Source organism: Burkholderia sp. BE12 (genome assembly GCF_002959955.1).
Classification (GTDB): Bacteria; Pseudomonadota; Gammaproteobacteria; order Burkholderiales; family Burkholderiaceae; genus Burkholderia.
The window spans coordinates 65,906-85,387 of sequence record NZ_PREY01000007.1; the positions used below are offsets into that span (position 1 = coordinate 65,906).

The window sequence follows — 19,482 nt, forward strand, 5'->3', positions numbered from 1 at the left end:
TTTGCGTGACAGCGTGCAGGACCGGTGGCGAACGTCATCGGGGCGTCACCGGACAACCGCGTTTCGCATACGTCACGTCACGGGTTGCAGTCGGATAGCGGAGCGCGCCGAGCTAGTAACCACGCTCGGCGCGCTACTTCCGAACCGGTCGACTTTTGTTGAACCGGAATCCTCGTTTGTGCCTCCTGGCTTCGTGAACCGGGAGGATGCGGGGTGATGACGGTATGCCTGGCGCGGATCGAGTCGAATCGATCGCCCGCTCAGGCAAAGACGAAGTACTTGCGCACCGTCTCCACCACTTCCCAGGTCCCTTTCATTCCGGGTTCGATCACGAACACGTCGCCGGCCTTCAGGTGCACCGGCTCCTCGCCTTCCGGCGTGATGATGCAGTAACCGTCGAGGAAGTGGCAGTACTCCCATTTTTCGTAATTCACCTCGAACTTGCCCGGCGTGCAGATCCAGGTGCCCATGATCTTGCTGCCGTCCTTCGAGACGTACGCGTTGAGGTTCACGGTGTGCGGATCGCCGCCAATGCGCTTCCACTTGGTCGCGTCAAGGACAGGCGTCGGGCAGGTTTTGCGCAGAACGGTGATGAAATCGGACATGTCGGCTCCTGACTAACGATCGGGTAAGTGATCCGTCACGTTAGTTCGGATGCGTTACCGGGGCTTGTATGCTTCCGACACCGACTCGTCTATTTTCGACATCGGCTGGCGTGCCAGGAGGTAGGTTTCCTCCTCTGGCGGAATACTGCCATCCCGATAACGCTTGTCTTCCCACAGCAGCCGCCAGCGCACCACATGCTCGTCGTTGGTACCTTCCAACAGGTACTTGTGGGCAATACTGCCCTTGAGAAAGTAGTTCGGACATCCAACCTCGCCAGCCGGAAACCATGGCTCCCAGATACCCTCGACAGGGATCTCCTGATCACTGTAAATCTCGCCGCTTCCGGATTCGTTCTTGGGCGGACACGGCGGAAGTTCTGCGGGATAGCTGCGACCGGGCGGCCAATATCGCCACGCAGGAAGGGGCGCATCTTCGAACATGGATTCATAGGTCCAGTGCTCAAAAACACGGGGGCCTCCGTCCGCACGCGTTCCGTATGCAAGCATCCCGGTAAAACCAGATCCGACCGTGCACTTGAGCGCGTGGCAAATCAATCTCTCGATCCACACGCCCTCTACGAACCCGGTGGCATACATCGGGTCGCCAAAGTTGGTGTCCTTCAGTCCCAGCGAATGGAAAAACGGATCGTATTTCCGACCGATTTCAAGTGCACTCCGTCCGAACAACAAGTCGCCACCTTGCTGGCTTCCCATAACCAGCGCGTCGTATGCTGCTCGTTTATCAAGACCTCGGCGTAATGCGTCAACGCCCAGATCCATTTGCACTAGCGCCCCCAAGAAATCATGCGAATACGCCGCCTCCAACTCCACCTGATTTGGGCTCGGCGCGTCCAACTGTTTGGCGTACGCGCCGAGGAAATCCCGATATAGTCCAACAGCGGACTCCAGGAACGTGAAACTCGTCCATTTCTTGAGAAGATGAAACGCCTTCGCCCGCGCCCCCTGTTCCTGCTCGGGAGTGATGGTCAAAGTATTCAACATCATGTCCGCCCGTGGATTGTTTGCCGGCATCGGCTACCGCTCGCGCCGTTACCTCTTGCCTCAGCAGCTGTTCAGTTGTCCGGTTGAGGATCTCCGTAATGCCAAATGACCATTCCCCATGCTGTGCGCTGCGGCCCCGGCATAGACGCTCCGGCCTCGACATAAACCGAATCTTTCATGGCCGGGCTTTGCCAGTAACCGGTGCGCGGACAAGGCTCCCCGGGCAGAACTCGTAGCCTCGGTTGCGCGGCAGGCTTGGGGAAGTAAGTTTCCTCCTCTGTCGGAATGCCACCGTCCCGGTAACGCTTGTCTTCCCACAACAGCCGCCAGCGCACAACATGTTCGTCGTTGGTACCTTCCAGCAGGTACTTGTGGGCGATACTGCCCTTGAGGAAGTAGCTCGGACATCCAACCTTGCCAGCCGGAAACCATGGCTCCCAGATACCCTCGACAGGAATCTCCTGATCGCTGTAGACCTCGCCGGCCCCGGATTCGTTCTTGGGCGGACAAGGAGGAAGTTCTGCGGGATAGCTGCGACCCGGCGGCCAATATCGCCATGCAGGAAATAACGGATCCTGAAACAACGATTCATAGGTCCAATGCTTGAACACACGAGTGCCACCGTCGGCACGCTTGCCATAGGTAAGGTATTCGGAAAAATCGAGCCCGACAGTGCACTTGAGCGCCTGACAGCTCAACTCTTCAATCCATGCCCCTTCCGCATACCCTGTTGCATATTCGAAATCCGAAAATTTCGTGTCCCTCACGCCAAGCGCGTGGAAAAACGGGTCATATGTTCGACCAACCTCGTGCGCACTCCGCCCGAACAAAAGCTCGCCCCCCTTCTCGCTACCCGTTATGAGCGCATCGTAAGCCGATCGCTTGTCGGCACCTTGTCGCAATATCTCAATGCCTTGATCCATCCTCACCAACGCACTCAGGAAATCGCTGACATACGCTGCCTCTAACTCCGCCTGATTTGGGCTCGGCGTGTCCAATTGCTTGGCGTACGCGTGAAGGAAATCCCTGAACAGACTAACTGCATGATCCAGGAACGTAACGCTTGTCCATTTCTTGAGCAGGTAAAACGCTTTAGCGCGCGCGTCCGACTCCTGCTCAGGAGTCATGGTCAGAGTATTCAGCATCATTGATTCTGTTCTTCCGTCGCTTGTTTTCCGACATCGGCGAGGGCTCGCCGCGCATAGCCTTCCTGTCTGATCTTGGCCGATCGTTCGCGCTCTACCAGGAAGAGTGCCCGAGCTTCTGCTTGATCGGGCAACCTCAAGTCCGTCCAATTCGTCCGTTGCGCCTTGACCTGGGTTTTTATCCACTCTGCCACAGGAGCGTTGGACGGATGCTTAAAGTCCACGAAAAACTGAAGATCGCCTCCGACTAACAAGCGCATGGTCGCCTCCGCCCCCTCATCGTCCCATTGCTCGGCAATGCGCCCCTCCCATAGGCGCATCCCATCCCAATCAGCAGGCACCTTGATACCAAGCTTTTCCATGGCTTCTCGCGTTGGCACGTTCATCTTCGCATAGCTGCCATTCATGCTCCAAGCGTGCTTGATCGCGCTCCGGATACGCCACCAAAATCCGTTTGAAGCAAGTTTATCAGCCCAGAACTTGCCAGCGATCGTCCACGGGTTATCCAATCTTCGGCTATCGACAACGCGTATCATTACCTCGCCTGGCTTTCGTGTAATTGCCTTGATGGGCGTCTTTACACTAAAGGTGCCGATCGCATCGCCCACCCTGAATTCCCTGAGATCCGGCCATCCGTCCTTGTGCACATAGTCTTCCTTGCTCATCGGCTTATGCCCCAGGCTCTTCGTGTCCTCGGCCAGATGAGCCAACCGCGCCTCCTCCGTCATCGTCCGAGTGGTCCCGCCCCCCACCTTCACGTCCGCCCAGGTGCCCTCCACCAGATGGCCTCGCACATGCTCCAGCAAGCGCATCAGATCCTTGATGGCCAGTGCGATTTTCGTGTCCCCCAGCTTGCGCAGTTCCTCCAGTATCGGCAGCAGCCTTCGGATATAACTCTCCACTCGCGCCGGGATGACGGTACCGAGCCTGTTCAGAACAAAATTCAGCGCCTTGCCGATGCGATCCAGCATCATGCCGAATGCGTTGCTCACCACAAGTTGATACTTGGTGAAGTCCAGTTGCCTGAACCACTGCACAGCATCGCCGAAGCCAGCCTTGCGGATTAAGGCCACGATTTCCTGGCATAGCTTGACCAGATCTTCGGATTTGTTGACAGCTCGCATCAGCAACTTACCTATTCCCTTGAGCAAACCTCCGGCCACCGGAACGACCGCGACAAGGCAAAGCACGAGCGCCACCCACTCCCACTCGTCGTCCCTAACCTTCGGGTCGTCGCTCATGCGAAGCGTGATGGCGATTGCGTCGCGCGCGGCCGTGACCTCTCCGGCGACAGGGAACATGCTGATGACCGCATCGATGATGATGGCGCCGGTATTGCGCTTTTGCGAGAACTCCCCTGCTACCGCACCGGCGACGGTATCGCCTACTGTGGCGGCGCCGCGCCAAAGATAGTCGCCGACCTCGGATGCCGCTTGGCTGACCCAGCTGCTGCTCATGCCCGGCCTCCTTGCATCCGGTCCAGGGAGGCTTGCATGTCGAATTCATCCCAATGAGCCTTATAACTGGGATTTTTTTCGGTAGCCTTGATTTCGTAGGGTCGGCTGTCCTCACCCAACTCGATGCGCCCCGGTCCTTGCGGAGCATCTGTCAGATCAGCCATGCCTTTGCTGTCGACGGTGCCAGAGAAGGTAGCGCCGCTGTCGTAGTGGATGGTGAACTTGGCGCCCTGCACGGGCGTGTCGTCGTGGTAATGGTATTGCAACGCTGCAGCACCGCGGGACGTCGGCACAGGCGACAGCGGATAGTCAATTCGCGTCGGCCCGCTGAATGCGTGCTGCCCACCCTTCACGTCGATCTTTCCGGGCGCGTGAATCTCGATGTCGCCGCCCTTGAGCCGGATATAGGCGCCACCCGAGGTAAGCAGAATCTCCTGCTGCGCCGCCACCTCGATATTCTCGGTAGCCGACAGGACCTTGACAGTTTTCTGGGCCGTTATTTCGATATTGTCCGAATGCGCCTGAACCTCCACCTTTCCCTTGGCCGCAAACAGCTTCATTCCGGCGTTTTGCACAAACAGGCTAATCTTCTCCGCAACACTCGCTACCAATGACTTCCCGCTGGCGATGAACGTGCTCTGACCACTGACCAGATTCGTTTGCTGATCGCTCGACACATGCACGGATTCCTGCGTCGACAGCGCGATACCGGAAGGACTCGCTACCAGCATGACTGGTGTCTTGAACGCGTTCACACTCCCGGCACCACCTCCCGCCGTCCGTCCTCCGGACTGCGAGCCTTGCACGCTGCTTTGCGTCGCATCGGTAAACGTCCTCAGCGCGTCGTGCCCCTCTCCCAGGCTTTCAGCCTGATGCGCTTGGCTTACCTGCGACATTGCCTCAATCATGCTCTCGGCATTGACGAGTTGCTGTTGCGCTTCGCGAACGTCGAGGGGCTGGCTGTTCGCCGATTTTGGATACGTCGAAACATACAGCCCCTGCGAAGCACGCACGGCGCCGTACGCATCTGTCCTCAGATCGAAACCCGACCCAAGATACGTACCGCGAGTATTGCCGCTCTGATCGATGAGATAGCCCAGATGCAGCAAGCTATTCGCACTGCTGCTCATCAACTGGACGCGGTTCTGGCCCGTCGCGTCGTCCATTACCATCTGGTTGTAACCACTGCCGCCGTACTCTTTCGAGCGATGGCCCGACAGGATTCCGTTGCTATGCCAGTGCGGGTTGACCGCACCGTTGTAGACGCGATGCAGCACGATCGGCCGGTCGCAGTCGCCGCCGACGTAACCAACGATGACTTCCTCACCGACTCGCGGAATATGCACTCCCCCGTAGCCCGCGCCGGTATCCGATTGTGCAACTCTGACCCAACACGAGGCGCCGGCATCTCCCGGATTCTGCCGGTCCCAGACGAACATCACCTTCACACGGTTCAGTTCATCGGTATGGACCTCTTCCCCCTGTGGACCGACAACGATCGCCGTCTCGAGGTGCATCTCCGGTTTCAAGTGTTCGAACGGGCTGCGATACGGAACCGTGGTGCGTTGCGCCTCGACTTCGACCAAATAGAAGCCTGCAGAACCGTCATCATGGTGGACGGAAACGCCCGTGTACCGCGCTTTCGCCCACTTCAGGTCGGATTGCACGCTATGCGGAAAGCCGGTTTCCTGATTCGACAGCGGTAGATTGTTCTCGATGTAGCGCCGGACCTTGATCGCAACGAACTCTCGCTGCTCGGCAGAATCGCGATCGTGTTCCGGATGGCCGGTCAATCCGAAGCGCAGGCCAGCGTCGATACCCCGCACCCCTCCCATCCCGACGAACCGCTTGGCGCGCGACTCCCATTCTTCCAGATGGATTTTCGAGAGTTGCTCCCCTCGGTCCTGACGTCCATAGGTATAGGCGCCCGTGTACTCGTAGACTTCGGCCCGTTCCGGCAAATTTCCCTGGCCGGCCTTTGTCGGCAACGTCGTTCCATTCGGACTGTCGGCGGACGACGGCGCTTTATAGTCGAACGTGCGCGTTGTATGGACCGTGCTTTGCAAAGTCCTCGAACCCGCCCACTGCGTGAATGCATCCGTGTCGCTGCCGGCGCCCGAACTGTTGAATCCGACCGACTTCGGCGACAACTCGTCCAGCGCATAAATGTCGTCGGTCACGACCAACGTATGTGACTTGCCGTCCTTGCCTTGGCGCCAGAAGCCGTACAGGCCCTCCTCTTCCATCAGCCGATGGACGAAATTCCAGTCGGTTTCGCTCTGACGGCAGTACGAGCGCGAGGGCAGCGGCTTCGACAACGCAAACTGATACTGTCCACGAGCCTGCGGATGCGCATCGAATACGTCGGCGATGATGCCGTCGGCGCTCTTGTCCTGCCAATACCGCATATCGCGACGGAATTTGAGGAAATACATCCACGAGGCGACGACAAGTTGATAGCTAGAAAGGCTACCGTCATAACCCAGCCTGCGCGCCGTGTGGATATATCCGTTGACCGGCAGATAAGACTTGCTCGCCTGCTGAATCCACAGCGTCATCGGTTGCGCGATCAATGCCTTGAGTTCGATGTCGCCTGCCGTGGACACCATGTCGAGCGTGACACAGAAGTCGCGGCCGAGCTCGGAATAGGTCACAGCCCGGCACGGTATGAGCGCATTGTCCGGCAACGACGGGATGTCTGTCTTGAGCAAGCGATCTTGTTGGATCAGGCCACCACGAATTGCCTGAGCTAATTCGGTCATGTTCATGCGTTATCCATCTTCTTATTGGTTGCAAGCCCACGGTGGCTCGCGCTCTCACGGGGACGGCTCCCCGGTTATATCGCCCTAATTCTAGCGGAGCCGACAAGTCGTGAGAATGTAGCTCGCTGAAGCCAGCAAATATATCGAATCGGGAGTTTAAACACGAATCGCCTAAGAAACGCATTCGACACACCCGCTGGACCATTGAAATTCGGTCTCGATGCTACAGCCCGCCGAAGGATGTGCCTTGCGCTTGGCTTGAATTGGTAGATCCCGTGAATGGTTGGCGGCTCACCCGACACTGCCAGCGATGGCACCGCTCCGCCGCCGAGCCATGCCAGTTTCACCCCCACCGGCCAGAATCCGCCGCTTGCCATCCCGCCCGAAACCCCTGTACAATCATCCGTTCTGCGGGCGTCGTATAATGGCCATTACCTCAGCTTCCCAAGCTGATGACGTGGGTTCGATTCCCATCGCCCGCTCCACTTTCCGGCTGCACGGCAGCCTGCGCAAAAGCCGCCTCGTCGAAGGCGGCTTTTTTGTACCATGTGCCGGTTCCCCGGCGCACTGCTGCGCGCAACGGGCCCCTCGCCCGCAACAACGCCTTTCTCTGTACCGATGATGCACGACGATCCGAACGAAGCCGGCCTGCCGCCGCACGACGACGCCATTCCCGACGAAGCGACCGAAGGCGCCGACGAAGTCAACCCGCTGCACCACCGCCGCATCCGCAGCTTCGTCACGCGCGCCGGCCGCGTGTCGACCGGCCAGCGCCGTGCACTCGATGAATTCGGCCCGCGCTTCGTCGTCCCGTATGCGCCGGAGATGCCCGACTGGAATGCGATCTTCGGCCGCAGCGCGCCGCGCATCCTCGAGATCGGCTTCGGGATGGGCGCATCGACCGCGGAAATCGCCGCGAACCGCCCCGGCGACGATTTCCTCGGCGTCGAAGTGCACGAGCCGGGTGTCGGCGCGCTGCTGAAGCTGATCGGCGAGCAGGATCTGACGAACATCCGCATCATCCAGCACGACGCGGTCGAGGTGCTCGAGCACATGCTCGCGCCGGAAAGCCTCGACGGCGTGCATATCTTCTTCCCCGATCCGTGGCACAAGGCGCGCCACCACAAGCGCCGGCTGATCCAGCCGCCGCTCGTCGCGCATCTCGCGTCGCGCCTGAAACCCGGCGCGTACATTCACTGCGCGACCGACTGGCAGAACTACGCGGAACAGATGCTGGAAGTGCTCGGCGCGGAACCGACGCTCGAAAACACGGCCACCGACTACGCGCCCCGCCCCGACTACCGCCCGGTGACGAAGTTCGAGCGACGCGGGCTGCGGCTCGGCCACGGCGTGTGGGACCTGGTGTTCCGCAAGCGCGCAGGCTGAGCCCGGCCGGCGCTCTACTCGGCGGCCCCGCCAAATAAAACGGCTTGATCGGCAAATGCCGATCAAGCCGTTTTTCATGATGTCCGCGATGCTCGCCGGGCCCGCCCGGCGTGTCTGCCCGGCATCACGCCCAGTTCAGCCACCCGCTGTAACCCACCAGCAGCACGAACAGCCCGAACGCGATCCGGTACCACGCGAACACCGTGAAGTCGTGCGTCGCGACGTAGCGCAGCAGCCAGCGCACGCACACGAACGCGCTGACGAACGCCGCGACGAGCCCGAGCGCGAACAGCCCGAGCGAATCGACGGTGAACGCCTGCCAGTCCTTGACGGTTTCATAGAGCGTCGCGCCGAAGATGATCGGAATCGCGAGGAAGAACGAGAATTCGGTGGCCACGCGCCGGTCGAGACCGAACAGCATCCCGCCGATGATCGTCGAGCCCGAACGCGACATGCCGGGCACGAGCGCGAAGCACTGCGCGATACCGACCTTGAGCGCGTCGAGCGGCGTCAGCGCATCGACCGACATCACGCGCGGCGGCTCGCTGCGTTCGCGCTGCCGCGCCTCGGCCCACAGGATGATCGCGCCGCCGACGACGAGCGCGAACGCGACGGGCACCGGCGAGAACAGCACGGCCTTGATCTTCTTCTCGAACAGGAGGCCGAGCGCGATCGCGGGAATCGTCGCGATCACGACGTTCAGCGTGAAGCGCTGCGCGTCGGGCCGGCTCGGCAGCCCGGACACGACGGACACGATCCGTTGTCGGTATTCCCAGCAGACCGCGAGGATCGCGCCGAACTGGATCACGACGTCGAACGTCTTCGCGTGCGAATCGTTGAAATTCAGGAAGCTGCCCGCGACGATCAGGTGACCGGTGCTCGACACCGGCAGGAATTCCGTCAGCCCCTCGACGACGCCGAGGATCAATGCCTTGCAGATCAGGATCCAGTCCATCCGTGGCCCAACTCCGAAATGGTCGAAAGAAAAGGCCACTCTTGCGCGCGCGGCCCGCCCGGCCGTGCGCGCCCCGTCGTCACTTTTCGACGATCGCCACGCGTATGCCGTTTGTAAGGATCGTAATTGTACCGGGTTCGTAGTTCACCCCGGCAAATTGCAGTTGTTCCGGCTTGAACGTGTAGATCGGATAGTTGGTCAGCAGCTGCGTCGCGAGCAGGCCGGCTGCCGCGCCGACCTGCTGCGCGTACATCTGCGCGTCGCCGTCGAGCACGAGGCTGTCGACGGCCGGCGCCTTCAGCACGACCGAGCGGCTCGGCGCGTCGTACGCGAGCTGGCCCGACACGGTGAATTTGCCGCTGACGGGCCCGCGCAGGAACGGGCTCGCGAAATGGGCGTCGAGCTGCACGGCGACGCGGTTCTGGTCGGGCAGCAGGTTGACGGCCGGGTTCGCGAGCGACACGTCGACCACCTGCGCGACCGTCTTCTGGTAAGGAAACTTGCGCGCGACGGCCTTCTGCACGTCGCCGCGCGAGAACGTGTAGTGATCGGGGATGAACGGGAAGGTCGACGCGCACGCGGCAAGCGATACGCACACGCCGACGGCGCCGATCGCGCCAGCGAGAAAACGGCGCCGGCCGGGCGCGCGAGGGACGGTCATGCTGAACTCTCTCCTGGATGCGCCGGCCGCGTCGCGGCCTCGAGGCGCGTGAGCCACGCGAGCGCGTCGTCGCGCGACGCGCCGCACATGTCGGCGGACGGCTGCAGCCCGGAACAGCACGCGGGGCGCTCGGGCCGGCCGAAAATCATGCAACGCAGGTCGTCGCCGAGCTGCACGCAGCGCACGCCGGCCGGCTTGCCGTCGGGCATGCCCGGAATCGGGCTGGAAATCGACGGCGCGATGCAGCACGCGCCGCAGCCCTCGCGGCACGCGTGCGGCGGCGGGACTTCGGCGGGCGCCGGGCGGACAGGCATTTCGACGGACACTCGGCTCTCTCGACGAACAACGAAAACGGTGCGGCAACCGGACGCGGCGTCCGGCAGCCCCACCCCGCATTGTGCCATCGCCGGCTGCGACGTTATTACACAATGCAGCCCGATCGCGCGTCCATATACTCGAAAGCATCTAAAAACGCGCGAGACCGTCATGCGTTCTGGTTCTGCCGACTCGATGTTCCGTCCCGATTTGCTCGCGAAATACGGCGCGAACGGGCCGCGCTATACGTCGTACCCGACCGCGCTGCAATTCCGCGACGATTTCGATCCGGCCGACTACGTACGCGCGGCCGGCGACCCCGGCGCATCGTCGAGCGACCTGTCGCTGTACTTCCACATCCCGTTCTGCAACACCGCGTGCTTCTACTGCGGCTGCAACAAGATCGCGACCAACAACCGCCGCCGCGCGCGCCCGTATCTCGACCAGCTCAAGCGCGAAATGGCGCTGCAGGCCGCGCTGTTCGATCCGTCCCGCCCGGTCACGCAACTGCACTGGGGCGGCGGCACGCCCACCTTTCTTTCCGACGAGGAAACGGCCGAGCTGATGGCGGCCACGCGCGAGCATTTCGCGCTCGCGCCGGACGCCAACGCCGAATTCTCGATCGAGATCGATCCGCGCACGGTCACGCCGGCGACGCTCGTCCATCTGCGCACGATCGGCTTCAACCGGCTGAGCCTCGGCGTGCAGGATTTCGACCCGGTCGTGCAGCAGGCGATCAACCGCATCCAGCCGCGCGCGATGACGGCCGACCTGCTCGCCGCCGCGCGCGCGACGGGCTTCCATTCGGTGAGCGTCGACCTGATCTACGGCTTGCCGCACCAGACGGTCGCCGTGTTCGCGCGTACGCTCGAGACGATCATCGAGCTCGCGCCCGATCGCCTGTCGGTGTTCGGCTACGCGCACATGCCGCACCTGTTCAAGATGCAGCGGCAGATCGACGATGCGGCGCTGCCGCCGCCGGAAACGCGCATCGCCCTGCTCGGCCTCGCGATCGACATGCTGACGTCGGCCGGCTACGTGTACATCGGGATGGACCACTTCGCGCGGCCGTCCGACGAACTCGTGCGCGCGCAGCGCAACGGCACGCTGCAGCGTAATTTCCAGGGCTACAGCACGCGCGCGGATACCGACCTGATCGGCTTCGGCGTGTCGTCGATCGGCAAGTTCGGCGACGTCTACGCGCAGAACGCGAAGGACCTGCCCGCATACGGCGCCGCGCTCGACGCGGGCCGGCTGCCGATCGCGCGCGGCGTACGGCTCACGCCGGACGACCGGCTGCGCCGCGACGTGATCACGCAACTGATGTGCAACCTCGAACTGCCGTTCTCGCATGTCGAGGCCGCGCACGGCATCCGCTTCGCCGATCATTTCGCGCGCGAGCTCGACGCACTGCGCCCGTTCGAGCGCGACGGGCTGCTGACGATCGCGCGCGACCGGCTGACGATCCATCCGGCCGGCCGGATGGTCGTCCGCAACATCGCGATGGCGTTCGACGCGTACCTCGGCCAGACGCCGCGGCAGCGCTACTCGCGCACGGTCTAGGGGGCGGTTCGCGCGGGCACGGGGCGGGCGCCGGCCCGGCCGGTTTGATAGAGTGTGAGGCTTACCTCCGCTTCGCCTGCCCCCAAAGATGCGCACCACCAAAGCGACCTACGCGGTCGAACGCCTGAAGACCCGCTCCGGCAACCCGCAATTCGCGGCCGTCTCGATGGCGGGCGGCCTGTTCTATCTCGTCGACCGCTCGGGCGGCACCGCCGAGAAGCGCTGCGAGCCGCTGCCGCTCGACGAATTCGTCAAGTTCGTCGATGCATTCGGCCCCCAAAAGCCGCGCAAGGCGAGCAAGCTCGACCTCGCATTCGAGGCGCAGATCAAGAAGAGCAAGGGGTAAAGGTCTGTTGCAGGCCGCCTGAAGGCCTCGCGGCCGTGCCGTTTGGTACAATCACGAAGTTTCTCTATCCCCGCTGATGGCCGACCAGGCTGCGTGACCACACCATGAATATCGAAAACGCGCGTTTCAACATGATCGAACAGCAGATCCGTCCGTGGGACGTGCTGGATCTGGATGTCCTGAGCCTGCTGTCGATCGTCAAGCGTGAAAACTACGTGCCGGCCGAATACCGCGATCTCGCGTTCGCCGATCTCGAACTGCCGCTGCCCGGCGGCGCCAGCAAGATGCTGTTCCCGCGCGTCGAAGCGCGCGTGCTGCAGGAACTGACGGTCAAGAAGCACGAGAACGTGCTCCTGATCGGCGCGGGCTCGGGTTACCTGGCCGCGCTGTTCGCGCATCGCGCGCAGCACGTGACGGCCGTCGAGATCGATCCGACGATCGCGAAGTTCGCGGAAGACAACCTGCGCAACGACGGCGTGACCAACGCCGAAGTCGTGCTCGGCGACGGTTCGCGCGGCTGGGCCGCGAAGGCGCCGTACGACGTGATCTGCGTCGCGGGCGGCCTGCCGGTCGTGCCGCAGGAAATGCTCGAACAGCTGAAGATCGGCGGCCGCCTGTCGGCGTTCGTCGGCGGCCGTCCGGTGATGAAGGCGCAGATCATCACGCGCATCGACGACAAGCAGTACCGCGTCGCCGACGTGTTCGAAACCTACATCAGCCACCTCGTCAACGCGATCGAGCCGTCGCGCTTCAAATTCTGAGCGGCGGAGCCTCCATGCAGATCCTGACGCCCGCAATGCTCGCGGAATGGCTCGGCGACACGGCGCGCCCCGCACCGGTCGTGCTCGACGTGCGCGAGCCGTGGGAAATCGCGACCGCGCAGATCGCCGGCAGCGTGGCGATTCCGATGCAGCAGATTCCCGCGCGCAGCGAAGAGCTCGACGACGAAGCGGAAATCGTCTGCGTGTGCCATCACGGGATGCGCAGCGCGCAGGTCGCGATGTTCCTCGAATCGCGCGGCTTCACGAAGCTGTACAACCTGCAAGGCGGGATCGACGCGTGGTCGCGCGACGTCGATCCGTCCGTGCCGCGCTACTGATCGATACTCCCGGCGGCGCGTCATGCGCCGCTGCGCCGCCCGGCACCCTGCCGCCGGCCACACCGATCCGCCGAACGGGCGCGCACTGCGCGCCCGTTTCTCTTTTCCCCTCCCGTTTCCTGCGTTGCGACGCCGCGGCACCGCCGTGCACCATTTGCGCCCGCGCGTGTGCACCGCAACGGACCGCGCATGCTGCACGGCGCGTCATCCGCACCACCCCGATGCCCGCCGGCACCCCGCACAGGCACGCCGGGCGTGCATCCGCGCGACTGGCACATGCCTTGCGTTACACGATGGCCGGCGCCGCCACGGCGCACGCGCATCCAACACGACAAGGGGATCCCGATGAAACGTCGCAGTCTGTTGAAGTTCGGTTCGATGGCCGGCGCGCTCGCGCTGGCGGGCAAGAGCCCGTTCGCGCAAGCGGCCGATGCGGGCACCGGCCCGATCAAGGTCGGCATCCTGCATTCGCTGTCGGGCACGATGGCCATCTCGGAGACGTCGCTGAAGGACACCGCGCTGATGACGATCGCCGACATCAACAAGAGCGGCGGCGTGATGGGCCGCAAGCTCGAACCGGTAGTGGTCGATCCCGCGTCGAACTGGCCGCTGTTCGCCGAGAAGGCGCGCCAGCTGCTCACGCAGGACAAGGTCGCGTGCGTGTTCGGCTGCTGGACGTCGGTGTCGCGCAAGTCCGTGCTGCCGGTATTCGAGGAACTGAACGGACTGCTCTATTACCCGGTGCAGTACGAAGGCGAGGAAATGTCGCGCAACGTGTTCTACACGGGCGCCGCGCCGAACCAGCAGGCGATTCCGGCCGTCGAGTACCTGATGAGCGCGGAAGGCGGCGGCGCGAAGCGCTTCTTCCTGCTCGGCACCGACTACGTGTATCCGCGCACGACCAACAAGATCCTGCGTGCGTTCCTGAAATCGAAGGGTGTAAAGGACGCCGACATTCAGGAGGTCTACACGCCGTTCGGCCACAGCGATTATCAGACCATCGTCGCGAACATCAAGACCTTCTCGCAGGGCGGCAAGACGACCGTGATCTCGACGATCAACGGCGACTCGAACGTGCCGTTCTACAAGGAGCTGGGCAACCAGGGGATCAAGGCGACCGACGTGCCGGTCGTCGCGTTCTCGGTCGGCGAGGAAGAGCTGCGCGGGATCGACACGAAGCCGCTCGTGGGCCACCTCGCCGCGTGGAACTACTTCATGTCGGTGAAGAACCCGACCAACACGAAATTCAAGGACCAGTTCGCCGCGTGGGTGAAGGCGAACAACCTGCCGGGCGGCGCGAAGCGCGTGACCAACGATCCGATGGAAGCGACCTACGTCGGCATCCACATGTGGAAGCAGGCCGTCGAGAAAGCGAAGAGCACCGACGTCGACAAGGTGCGCGTCGCGATGATCGGCCAGACGGTGGCCGCGCCGTCGGGCTTCACGCTCGCGATGGACGGCAACCATCACCTGCACAAGCCGGTGATGATCGGCGAGATCCGCGGCGACGGGCAGTTCAACGTCGTGTGGAAGACGAAGACGGCCGTGCGCGCGCAGCCGTGGAGCCCGTTCATCGCGGGCAATCAGAGTAAGCCGGACATCGTCACGTCGATCCCGGCGTTCCTGCGCCGGCAGCGCGCGGCGCTGGCCTGATGCCCCGCGGCACGGCGCGCTTCGTGTGCGACGTGCCGCCAAGCATGCCGATGCACCCGCCGCCCTGGCCGAGCGTGCCGTAACGATCCGCACGCGCCGGTGCAGCACTGCCCGAATCTGCTTCCCCACGCCCGACAGGACTTCCCGATGCCTACACGCTTTCGCCGAGCCGCCCGCGCGATCGCGGCATGCGCCGCCCTCGCGGGCATGCTGCCGCACGCCGCGTTCGCGCTGACGGCGGCCGATACCGCCGCGCTCGCCGGCGACGACTTCGACGCGAAGACCGCCGCGATCGAACGGCTCGCCGCCGACACCGATCCGCGCGCCGTTGCGGTGCTCAACGCGCTGTCGAGCGGCGATGCGCTCGCGACCGGCGACGGCCGCCTGCTGATCCAGGCCGGCGACACCGCGCACGATGCGCTCACGCAGGCCGCGACGCCGGCCGGGGACGCGCAGCCGGTAATGCTGAACAACCTGCTGCGCACGAAGATCGCCGGCGCGCTGTCGGGCCTCGCGCTCGCGTCGCCCGACGTGGCCGCGCGACGCGACGCGATCGACGCGCTGCTGAAATCGCCCGACCCGGCGCTCAAGCCGATGATCGACCGCGCCCGCGCCAAGGAAACCGATCCGTCATTGAAACGTCGTCTCGACGCGCTGTGGGCGATCGCCGCGCTGCACGACGCCGATCCGGCGAAGCGTCTCGAAGCCGTGCAGGTGGTGGCCGCCCGCAGCGATCTCGACATGATCGAACCACTGCGCCCGCTCGTCGCGAAGAACGCCGACGGCAGCTACGCGGAACCCGATGCGCGCGTGCGCGCCGCCGCGCAACAAGGACTCGACGCGCTCCACGCACTGCAGCGCCGCGGGGAAATCGTCGGCACGTTGTTCGCGGGCCTGTCGCTCGGCAGCGTGCTGCTGCTCGCCGCGCTCGGCCTCGCGATCACGTACGGGCTGATCGGCGTGATCAACATGGCGCACGGCGAATTCCTGATGATCGGTGCGTACGCAACCTATGTCGTGCAGACGATGATCCAGCGCTACGCGCCGGCCGCATTCGACTGGTATCCGCTCGTCGCCGTGCCCGTTTCGTTCGCGGTGGCCGCGCTCGTCGGCATCGTGCTCGAGCGGCTCGTGCTGCGGCACCTGTACGGCCGCCCCCTCGAAACGCTGCTCGCGACCTTCGGCGTGAGCCTGATCCTGATCCAGGCGACGCGCATGGTGTTCGGCGCGCAGAACGTGCAGGTCGTGAACCCGTCGTGGATGAGCGGCGGCGTGACGGTGATGCAGAGCCTGATCCTGCCGTACAACCGGCTCGCGATCCTCGCGTTCGCGCTCGCCGTGGTGTTCGTTGCGTGGGCCGTGCTGACGAAGACGCGGCTCGGCCTGTTCGTGCGCGCGGTCACGCAGAACCGCCGGATGGCCGCCTGCGTCGGCGTGAAGACCGCACGCGTCGATGCGTATGCGTTCGCATTCGGCGCGGGCATCGCGGGCCTCGGCGGCTGCGCGCTGTCGCAGATCGGCAACGTGGGCCCCGATCTCGGCCAGAACTACATCATCGATTCGTTCATGGCGGTCGTGCTCGGCGGCGTCGGGCAGATTGCCGGCACCGTGCTCGGCGGCTTCGGCCTCGGCCTCGCGAGCAAGGCGATCGAACCGTTCTGGGGCGCCGTGCTCGCGAAGATCGCGGTGCTCGTGATGATCGTGCTGTTCATCCAGAAACGCCCGCAGGGCATGTTCGCCCCGAAGGGCCGCAGCGCGGAGGCTTGACGTGACTTCATTCACCGATTCGATCTCGAACCCGGTCGCCGATACGTCGAAGCCCGCTGCCGGCGTGCGCGCGGTCGACGGCTTCGCGCTCGGCCTGCCGCCCCGCCCTGCGCTGCTGTCGCGCCGCGCGTGGCTCGCGCTCGTCGCGCTGTGCGTGGCGATCGGCATCGGCGTGCCGCTCGCCGCGCTCGTCGCGCCGGAAGCCAGCGCGTTCCATCTGTCCGCGTACACGATGACGCTTGCCGGCAAGCTGATGTGCTACGCGATCGCCGCGCTCGCGCTCGATCTCGTGTGGGGCTACTGCGGCATCCTGAGCCTCGGCCACGGATTGTTCTTCGCGCTCGGCGGCTATGCGATCGGCATGTACCTGATGCGCGAGATCGGCCGCGACGGCAAATACGGCAGTGACCTGCCCGATTTCATGGTGTTTCTCGACTGGCACCAGTTGCCGTGGTACTGGAGCGGCACGCAGCATCTCGCGTGGGCGCTCGCGCTCGTCGTGCTCGTGCCGGCCGTGCTCGCGTGGGTGTTCGGCTTCTTCACGTTCCGCTCGCGCGTGAAAGGCGTGTACCTGTCGATCATCACGCAGGCGCTGACGTTCGCCGCGATGCTGCTGTTCTATCGCAACGAGACGGGCTTCGGCGGCAACAACGGCTTCACCGATTTCAAGCGCATCGCCGGCTTCGCGATCACGTCGCCGGGCACGCGCACGGTGCTGTTGCTGCTGACGTTCGCAACGCTCGTGCTCGCGTTCATCGCCGCGCGCGCGATCGTCACGAGCAAGCTCGGGCGCGTGGTGACCGCGGTGCGCGACGGCGAGACGCGGCTGATGTTCCTCGGCTACAGCCCGCTCGCGTACAAGCTGTTCGTGTGGACCGTGTCGGCCGTGCTGTGCGGCATCGCCGGCGCGCTGTACGTGCCGCAGGTCGGCATCATCAATCCCGGCGAGATGTCGCCGGGCAACTCGATCGAAATGGCGATCTGGGTCGCGGTGGGCGGCCGCGGCACGCTGATCGGACCGATCGTCGGCGCGTTCGCGGTGAACGGCGCGAAGAGTTTCTTCACCGCGTATTTCGCCGAATACTGGCTGTTCTTCCTCGGCCTGATCTTCGTGCTCGTGCCGCTGCTGCTGCCGCGCGGAATCATGGGCCTCGTCGAAACCGTGCTCGCGAAGGGGAAACGTACATGAACGGAACGGCTCTCTACCAGTTCACGCCGCCGCCGGAAGACGAATTGCTCGCCGTCAGCGGCACGGCTTCGATGGGTCGCGTCGTGCCGCCCGGTATCGACACGTCGCACGGCACGATCCTCTATCTCGAGGATATCGAGGTGAGCTTCGACGGCTTTCGCGCGCTGAAGAAGCTGTCGCTCGCGATCGACGCGGGCGAGCTGCGCTGCGTGATCGGCCCGAACGGCGCGGGCAAGACGACGATGATGGACGTGATCACCGGCAAGACGCGGCCCGATGCGGGCAACGTGTTTCTCGGCCAGACGATCGACCTCGCGCGGATGAGCGAGCCCGAGATCGCGCGTGCGGGCATCGGCCGCAAGTTTCAGAAGCCGACCGTATTCGAACAGCATCCGGTGTGGGAAAACCTCGAACTCGCGATGCAGACCGACAAGGGCTGGCTCGCGTCGCTGCTCGCGCGGCTCGACCGCACCGCGCAGGCGAAGATCGAGGAGACGCTCGCGCTGATCGGCCTCGAAAGCCACGCGTATCGCGCGGCCGGCGAGCTGTCGCACGGGCAGAAGCAGCGGCTCGAAATCGGCATGCTGCTGATGCAGCGCCCCGCGCTGCTGCTGCTCGACGAGCCGGCGGCCGGGATGACCGACCACGAGACGATGGAACTCGCCGAGCTGCTGAACACGCTGCGTGGCACCTGCTCGATGATGGTCGTCGAGCACGACATGGAATTCGTCGCGGCGCTCGCGGGCGACACGGGCCGCGTGACGGTGATGGCCGAAGGCGCGGTGCTCGCGCACGGCACGCTCGACCAGGTCAAGCGCGACGACGCGGTGATCGAGTCTTACCTCGGACGATGATGCAATGCTGAAAATCGAAGCGCTGAACCAGTACTACGGCGGCAGCCATATCCTGCGCAACGTGAACCTTTCCGCCGACGACGGCAAGCTCACCGTGCTGCTCGGCCGCAACGGCGTCGGCAAGAGCACGCTGCTGCGCTGCCTGATGGGCGTCGTCGCCGCGAAGAGCGGCAGCGTGTCGTGGCGCGGCACCGCGCTCGGCGCACTGCCGCCGTATGCGCGTGTCGCGGCCGGGCTCGCGTACGTGCCGCAGGGCCGCGACATCTTTCCGCGGCTGACCGTCGAGGAGAACCTGCTCGTCGGCGCGGCGAGCCGCAAGGCGCCGTCGAAGGTGCCCGACCGTATCTACGACCTGTTCCCGGTGCTGAAGGACATGCGCGCGCGCCGCGGCGGCGACCTGTCGGGCGGCCAGCAGCAGCAGCTCGCGATCGGCCGTGCGTTGATGAGCGAGCCGCAGTTGCTGATCCTCGACGAGCCGACCGAAGGCATCCAGCCGTCGATCATCCAGGACATCGGCCGCACGCTGCGGCAACTCGTCGACGAATCGAAGATGACGGTGCTGCTCGTCGAGCAGTATTACGATTTCGCGCGCTCGATCGCGGATCGGTACTGGGTGATGAGCCGGGGCGAAATCGTTGCGGGGGGCGATGCGCTCGACATGGAAGCGAACGGCGTGCGCGAGTTGATCGCGGTGTGACACGGGGCCTCGCCCGTCTTCGCCAG

The 19,482-nt window shown here is 63.9% G+C and carries 18 protein-coding genes and 1 tRNA gene; 11 read left to right on the forward strand and 8 right to left on the reverse strand.

From position 1 onward, the window contains the following. Positions 1–260: 260 nt before the first annotated feature. From C4B30_RS09585 to C4B30_RS09605, 5 genes are all read right to left on the reverse strand, one after another. Complete coding sequence (locus C4B30_RS09585; protein ID WP_027783759.1) at positions 261–605, reverse strand: cupin domain-containing protein; 345 nt, start codon at positions 603–605, stop codon at positions 261–263. Between the two features lie 54 nt (positions 606–659). After that, a complete protein-coding gene (locus C4B30_RS09590) occupies positions 660–1,610 on the reverse strand; it encodes an Imm72 family immunity protein (protein WP_234015422.1) in 951 nt (316 codons plus the stop codon). A gap of 68 nt (positions 1,611–1,678) precedes the next feature. Beyond that, complete coding sequence (locus C4B30_RS09595) at positions 1,679–2,755, reverse strand: Imm71 family immunity protein (RefSeq protein WP_027783758.1); 1,077 nt, start codon at positions 2,753–2,755, stop codon at positions 1,679–1,681. Beyond that, entirely contained in the window at positions 2,752–4,209 is a 1,458-nt protein-coding gene (locus tag C4B30_RS09600) for a hypothetical protein (protein ID WP_105132474.1), read from the reverse strand. The genes C4B30_RS09595 and C4B30_RS09600 overlap by 4 nt, the downstream gene beginning before the upstream one ends. Beyond that, positions 4,206–6,977 carry a type VI secretion system Vgr family protein gene (locus C4B30_RS09605; protein WP_105132475.1) on the reverse strand — a complete coding sequence of 924 codons (2,772 nt, stop codon included), beginning with the start codon at positions 6,975–6,977 and terminating at the stop codon, positions 4,206–4,208. Before C4B30_RS09605 ends, C4B30_RS09600 begins: the two co-directional genes overlap by 4 nt. Positions 6,978–7,381: 404 nt before the next feature. On the opposite strand from C4B30_RS09605, the gene C4B30_RS09610 reads away from it, so the two are divergent. After that, positions 7,382–7,456: transfer RNA gene (locus tag C4B30_RS09610), tRNA-Gly, on the forward strand. A gap of 133 nt (positions 7,457–7,589) precedes the next feature. Beyond that, positions 7,590–8,357 (forward strand): tRNA (guanosine(46)-N7)-methyltransferase TrmB, encoded by a 768-nt coding sequence (gene trmB / locus C4B30_RS09615; protein WP_105132476.1) that lies wholly within the window; start codon positions 7,590–7,592, stop codon positions 8,355–8,357. A gap of 124 nt (positions 8,358–8,481) precedes the next feature. Here trmB and C4B30_RS09620 read toward each other — a convergent pair whose 3' ends face one another. From C4B30_RS09620 to C4B30_RS09630, 3 genes are all read right to left on the reverse strand, one after another. Further along, positions 8,482–9,312, reverse strand: coding sequence for an undecaprenyl-diphosphate phosphatase (locus C4B30_RS09620; RefSeq protein ID WP_011544783.1), 831 nt, complete (start codon positions 9,310–9,312; stop codon positions 8,482–8,484). A 79-nt stretch (positions 9,313–9,391) separates the two neighbouring features. Beyond that, entirely contained in the window at positions 9,392–9,973 is a 582-nt protein-coding gene (locus C4B30_RS09625) for a DUF1439 domain-containing protein (protein WP_027783754.1), read from the reverse strand. After that, a complete protein-coding gene (locus tag C4B30_RS09630) occupies positions 9,970–10,287 on the reverse strand; it encodes a YkgJ family cysteine cluster protein (RefSeq protein WP_027783753.1) in 318 nt (105 codons plus the stop codon). The genes C4B30_RS09625 and C4B30_RS09630 overlap by 4 nt, the downstream gene beginning before the upstream one ends. Before the next feature lie 172 nt (positions 10,288–10,459). Here C4B30_RS09630 and hemN point away from each other — a divergent pair, with 172 nt between their 5' ends. The 9 genes from hemN (at position 10,460) to urtE (ending at position 19,456) form a co-directional block, all read left to right on the forward strand. Further along, positions 10,460–11,851, forward strand: coding sequence for an oxygen-independent coproporphyrinogen III oxidase (gene hemN, locus C4B30_RS09635; RefSeq protein ID WP_105132477.1), 1,392 nt, complete (start codon positions 10,460–10,462; stop codon positions 11,849–11,851). Positions 11,852–11,939: 88 nt separating this feature from the next. Beyond that, positions 11,940–12,197, forward strand: coding sequence for a hypothetical protein (locus C4B30_RS09640; RefSeq protein ID WP_027783751.1), 258 nt, complete (start codon positions 11,940–11,942; stop codon positions 12,195–12,197). A 104-nt stretch (positions 12,198–12,301) separates the two neighbouring features. After that, positions 12,302–12,958, forward strand: a complete 657-nt coding sequence (locus tag C4B30_RS09645) for a protein-L-isoaspartate O-methyltransferase family protein (RefSeq protein WP_105132478.1) — start codon at positions 12,302–12,304, stop codon at positions 12,956–12,958. A 14-nt stretch (positions 12,959–12,972) separates the two neighbouring features. Next, the gene (locus C4B30_RS09650) at positions 12,973–13,296 is read left to right on the forward strand and encodes a rhodanese-like domain-containing protein (RefSeq protein ID WP_006476692.1); all 324 of its coding nucleotides are present in this window, start codon (positions 12,973–12,975) and stop codon (positions 13,294–13,296) included. Positions 13,297–13,641: 345 nt separating this feature from the next. Next, positions 13,642–14,949 (forward strand): urea ABC transporter substrate-binding protein, encoded by a 1,308-nt coding sequence (urtA, locus tag C4B30_RS09655; RefSeq protein WP_089499750.1) that lies wholly within the window; start codon positions 13,642–13,644, stop codon positions 14,947–14,949. Between the two features lie 147 nt (positions 14,950–15,096). Further along, positions 15,097–16,716: an urea ABC transporter permease subunit UrtB gene (gene urtB, locus C4B30_RS09660; RefSeq protein ID WP_105132479.1), complete on the forward strand. Its 1,620-nt coding sequence runs from the start codon at positions 15,097–15,099 to the stop codon at positions 16,714–16,716. 1 nt (position 16,717) lies between these two features. Next, positions 16,718–17,905, forward strand: a complete 1,188-nt coding sequence (urtC, locus tag C4B30_RS09665) for an urea ABC transporter permease subunit UrtC (protein ID WP_105132480.1) — start codon at positions 16,718–16,720, stop codon at positions 17,903–17,905. Next, a complete protein-coding gene (urtD, locus tag C4B30_RS09670; RefSeq protein WP_105132481.1) occupies positions 17,902–18,759 on the forward strand; it encodes an urea ABC transporter ATP-binding protein UrtD in 858 nt (285 codons plus the stop codon). The genes urtC and urtD overlap by 4 nt, the downstream gene beginning before the upstream one ends. Positions 18,760–18,763: 4 nt before the next feature. Further along, positions 18,764–19,456, forward strand: coding sequence for an urea ABC transporter ATP-binding subunit UrtE (gene urtE / locus C4B30_RS09675; protein WP_105132482.1), 693 nt, complete (start codon positions 18,764–18,766; stop codon positions 19,454–19,456). Positions 19,457–19,482: the final 26 nt, after the last annotated feature.

What these genes read in the sequence shown, in the direction of transcription:
- hemN (WP_105132477.1), top strand. Translation starts at nt 10,460, where the DNA reads ATGCGTTCTGGTTCTGCCGACTCGATGTTCCGTCCCGATTTGCTCGCG.
- C4B30_RS09595 (WP_027783758.1), bottom strand. Translation starts at nt 2,755, where the DNA reads ATGATGCTGAATACTCTGACCATGACTCCTGAGCAGGAGTCGGACGCG.
- urtE (WP_105132482.1), top strand. Translation starts at nt 18,764, where the DNA reads ATGCTGAAAATCGAAGCGCTGAACCAGTACTACGGCGGCAGCCATATC.
- C4B30_RS09600 (WP_105132474.1), bottom strand. Translation starts at nt 4,209, where the DNA reads ATGAGCAGCAGCTGGGTCAGCCAAGCGGCATCCGAGGTCGGCGACTAT.
- urtD (WP_105132481.1), top strand. Translation starts at nt 17,902, where the DNA reads ATGAACGGAACGGCTCTCTACCAGTTCACGCCGCCGCCGGAAGACGAA.
- C4B30_RS09590 (WP_234015422.1), bottom strand. Translation starts at nt 1,610, where the DNA reads ATGATGTTGAATACTTTGACCATCACTCCCGAGCAGGAACAGGGGGCG.
- C4B30_RS09605 (WP_105132475.1), bottom strand. Translation starts at nt 6,977, where the DNA reads ATGAACATGACCGAATTAGCTCAGGCAATTCGTGGTGGCCTGATCCAA.
- C4B30_RS09620 (WP_011544783.1), bottom strand. Translation starts at nt 9,312, where the DNA reads ATGGACTGGATCCTGATCTGCAAGGCATTGATCCTCGGCGTCGTCGAG.
- C4B30_RS09625 (WP_027783754.1), bottom strand. Translation starts at nt 9,973, where the DNA reads ATGACCGTCCCTCGCGCGCCCGGCCGGCGCCGTTTTCTCGCTGGCGCG.
- C4B30_RS09650 (WP_006476692.1), top strand. Translation starts at nt 12,973, where the DNA reads ATGCAGATCCTGACGCCCGCAATGCTCGCGGAATGGCTCGGCGACACG.
- C4B30_RS09630 (WP_027783753.1), bottom strand. Translation starts at nt 10,287, where the DNA reads ATGCCTGTCCGCCCGGCGCCCGCCGAAGTCCCGCCGCCGCACGCGTGC.
- trmB (WP_105132476.1), top strand. Translation starts at nt 7,590, where the DNA reads ATGATGCACGACGATCCGAACGAAGCCGGCCTGCCGCCGCACGACGAC.
- C4B30_RS09640 (WP_027783751.1), top strand. Translation starts at nt 11,940, where the DNA reads ATGCGCACCACCAAAGCGACCTACGCGGTCGAACGCCTGAAGACCCGC.
- urtA (WP_089499750.1), top strand. Translation starts at nt 13,642, where the DNA reads ATGAAACGTCGCAGTCTGTTGAAGTTCGGTTCGATGGCCGGCGCGCTC.
- urtB (WP_105132479.1), top strand. Translation starts at nt 15,097, where the DNA reads ATGCCTACACGCTTTCGCCGAGCCGCCCGCGCGATCGCGGCATGCGCC.
- C4B30_RS09645 (WP_105132478.1), top strand. Translation starts at nt 12,302, where the DNA reads ATGAATATCGAAAACGCGCGTTTCAACATGATCGAACAGCAGATCCGT.
- C4B30_RS09585 (WP_027783759.1), bottom strand. Translation starts at nt 605, where the DNA reads ATGTCCGATTTCATCACCGTTCTGCGCAAAACCTGCCCGACGCCTGTC.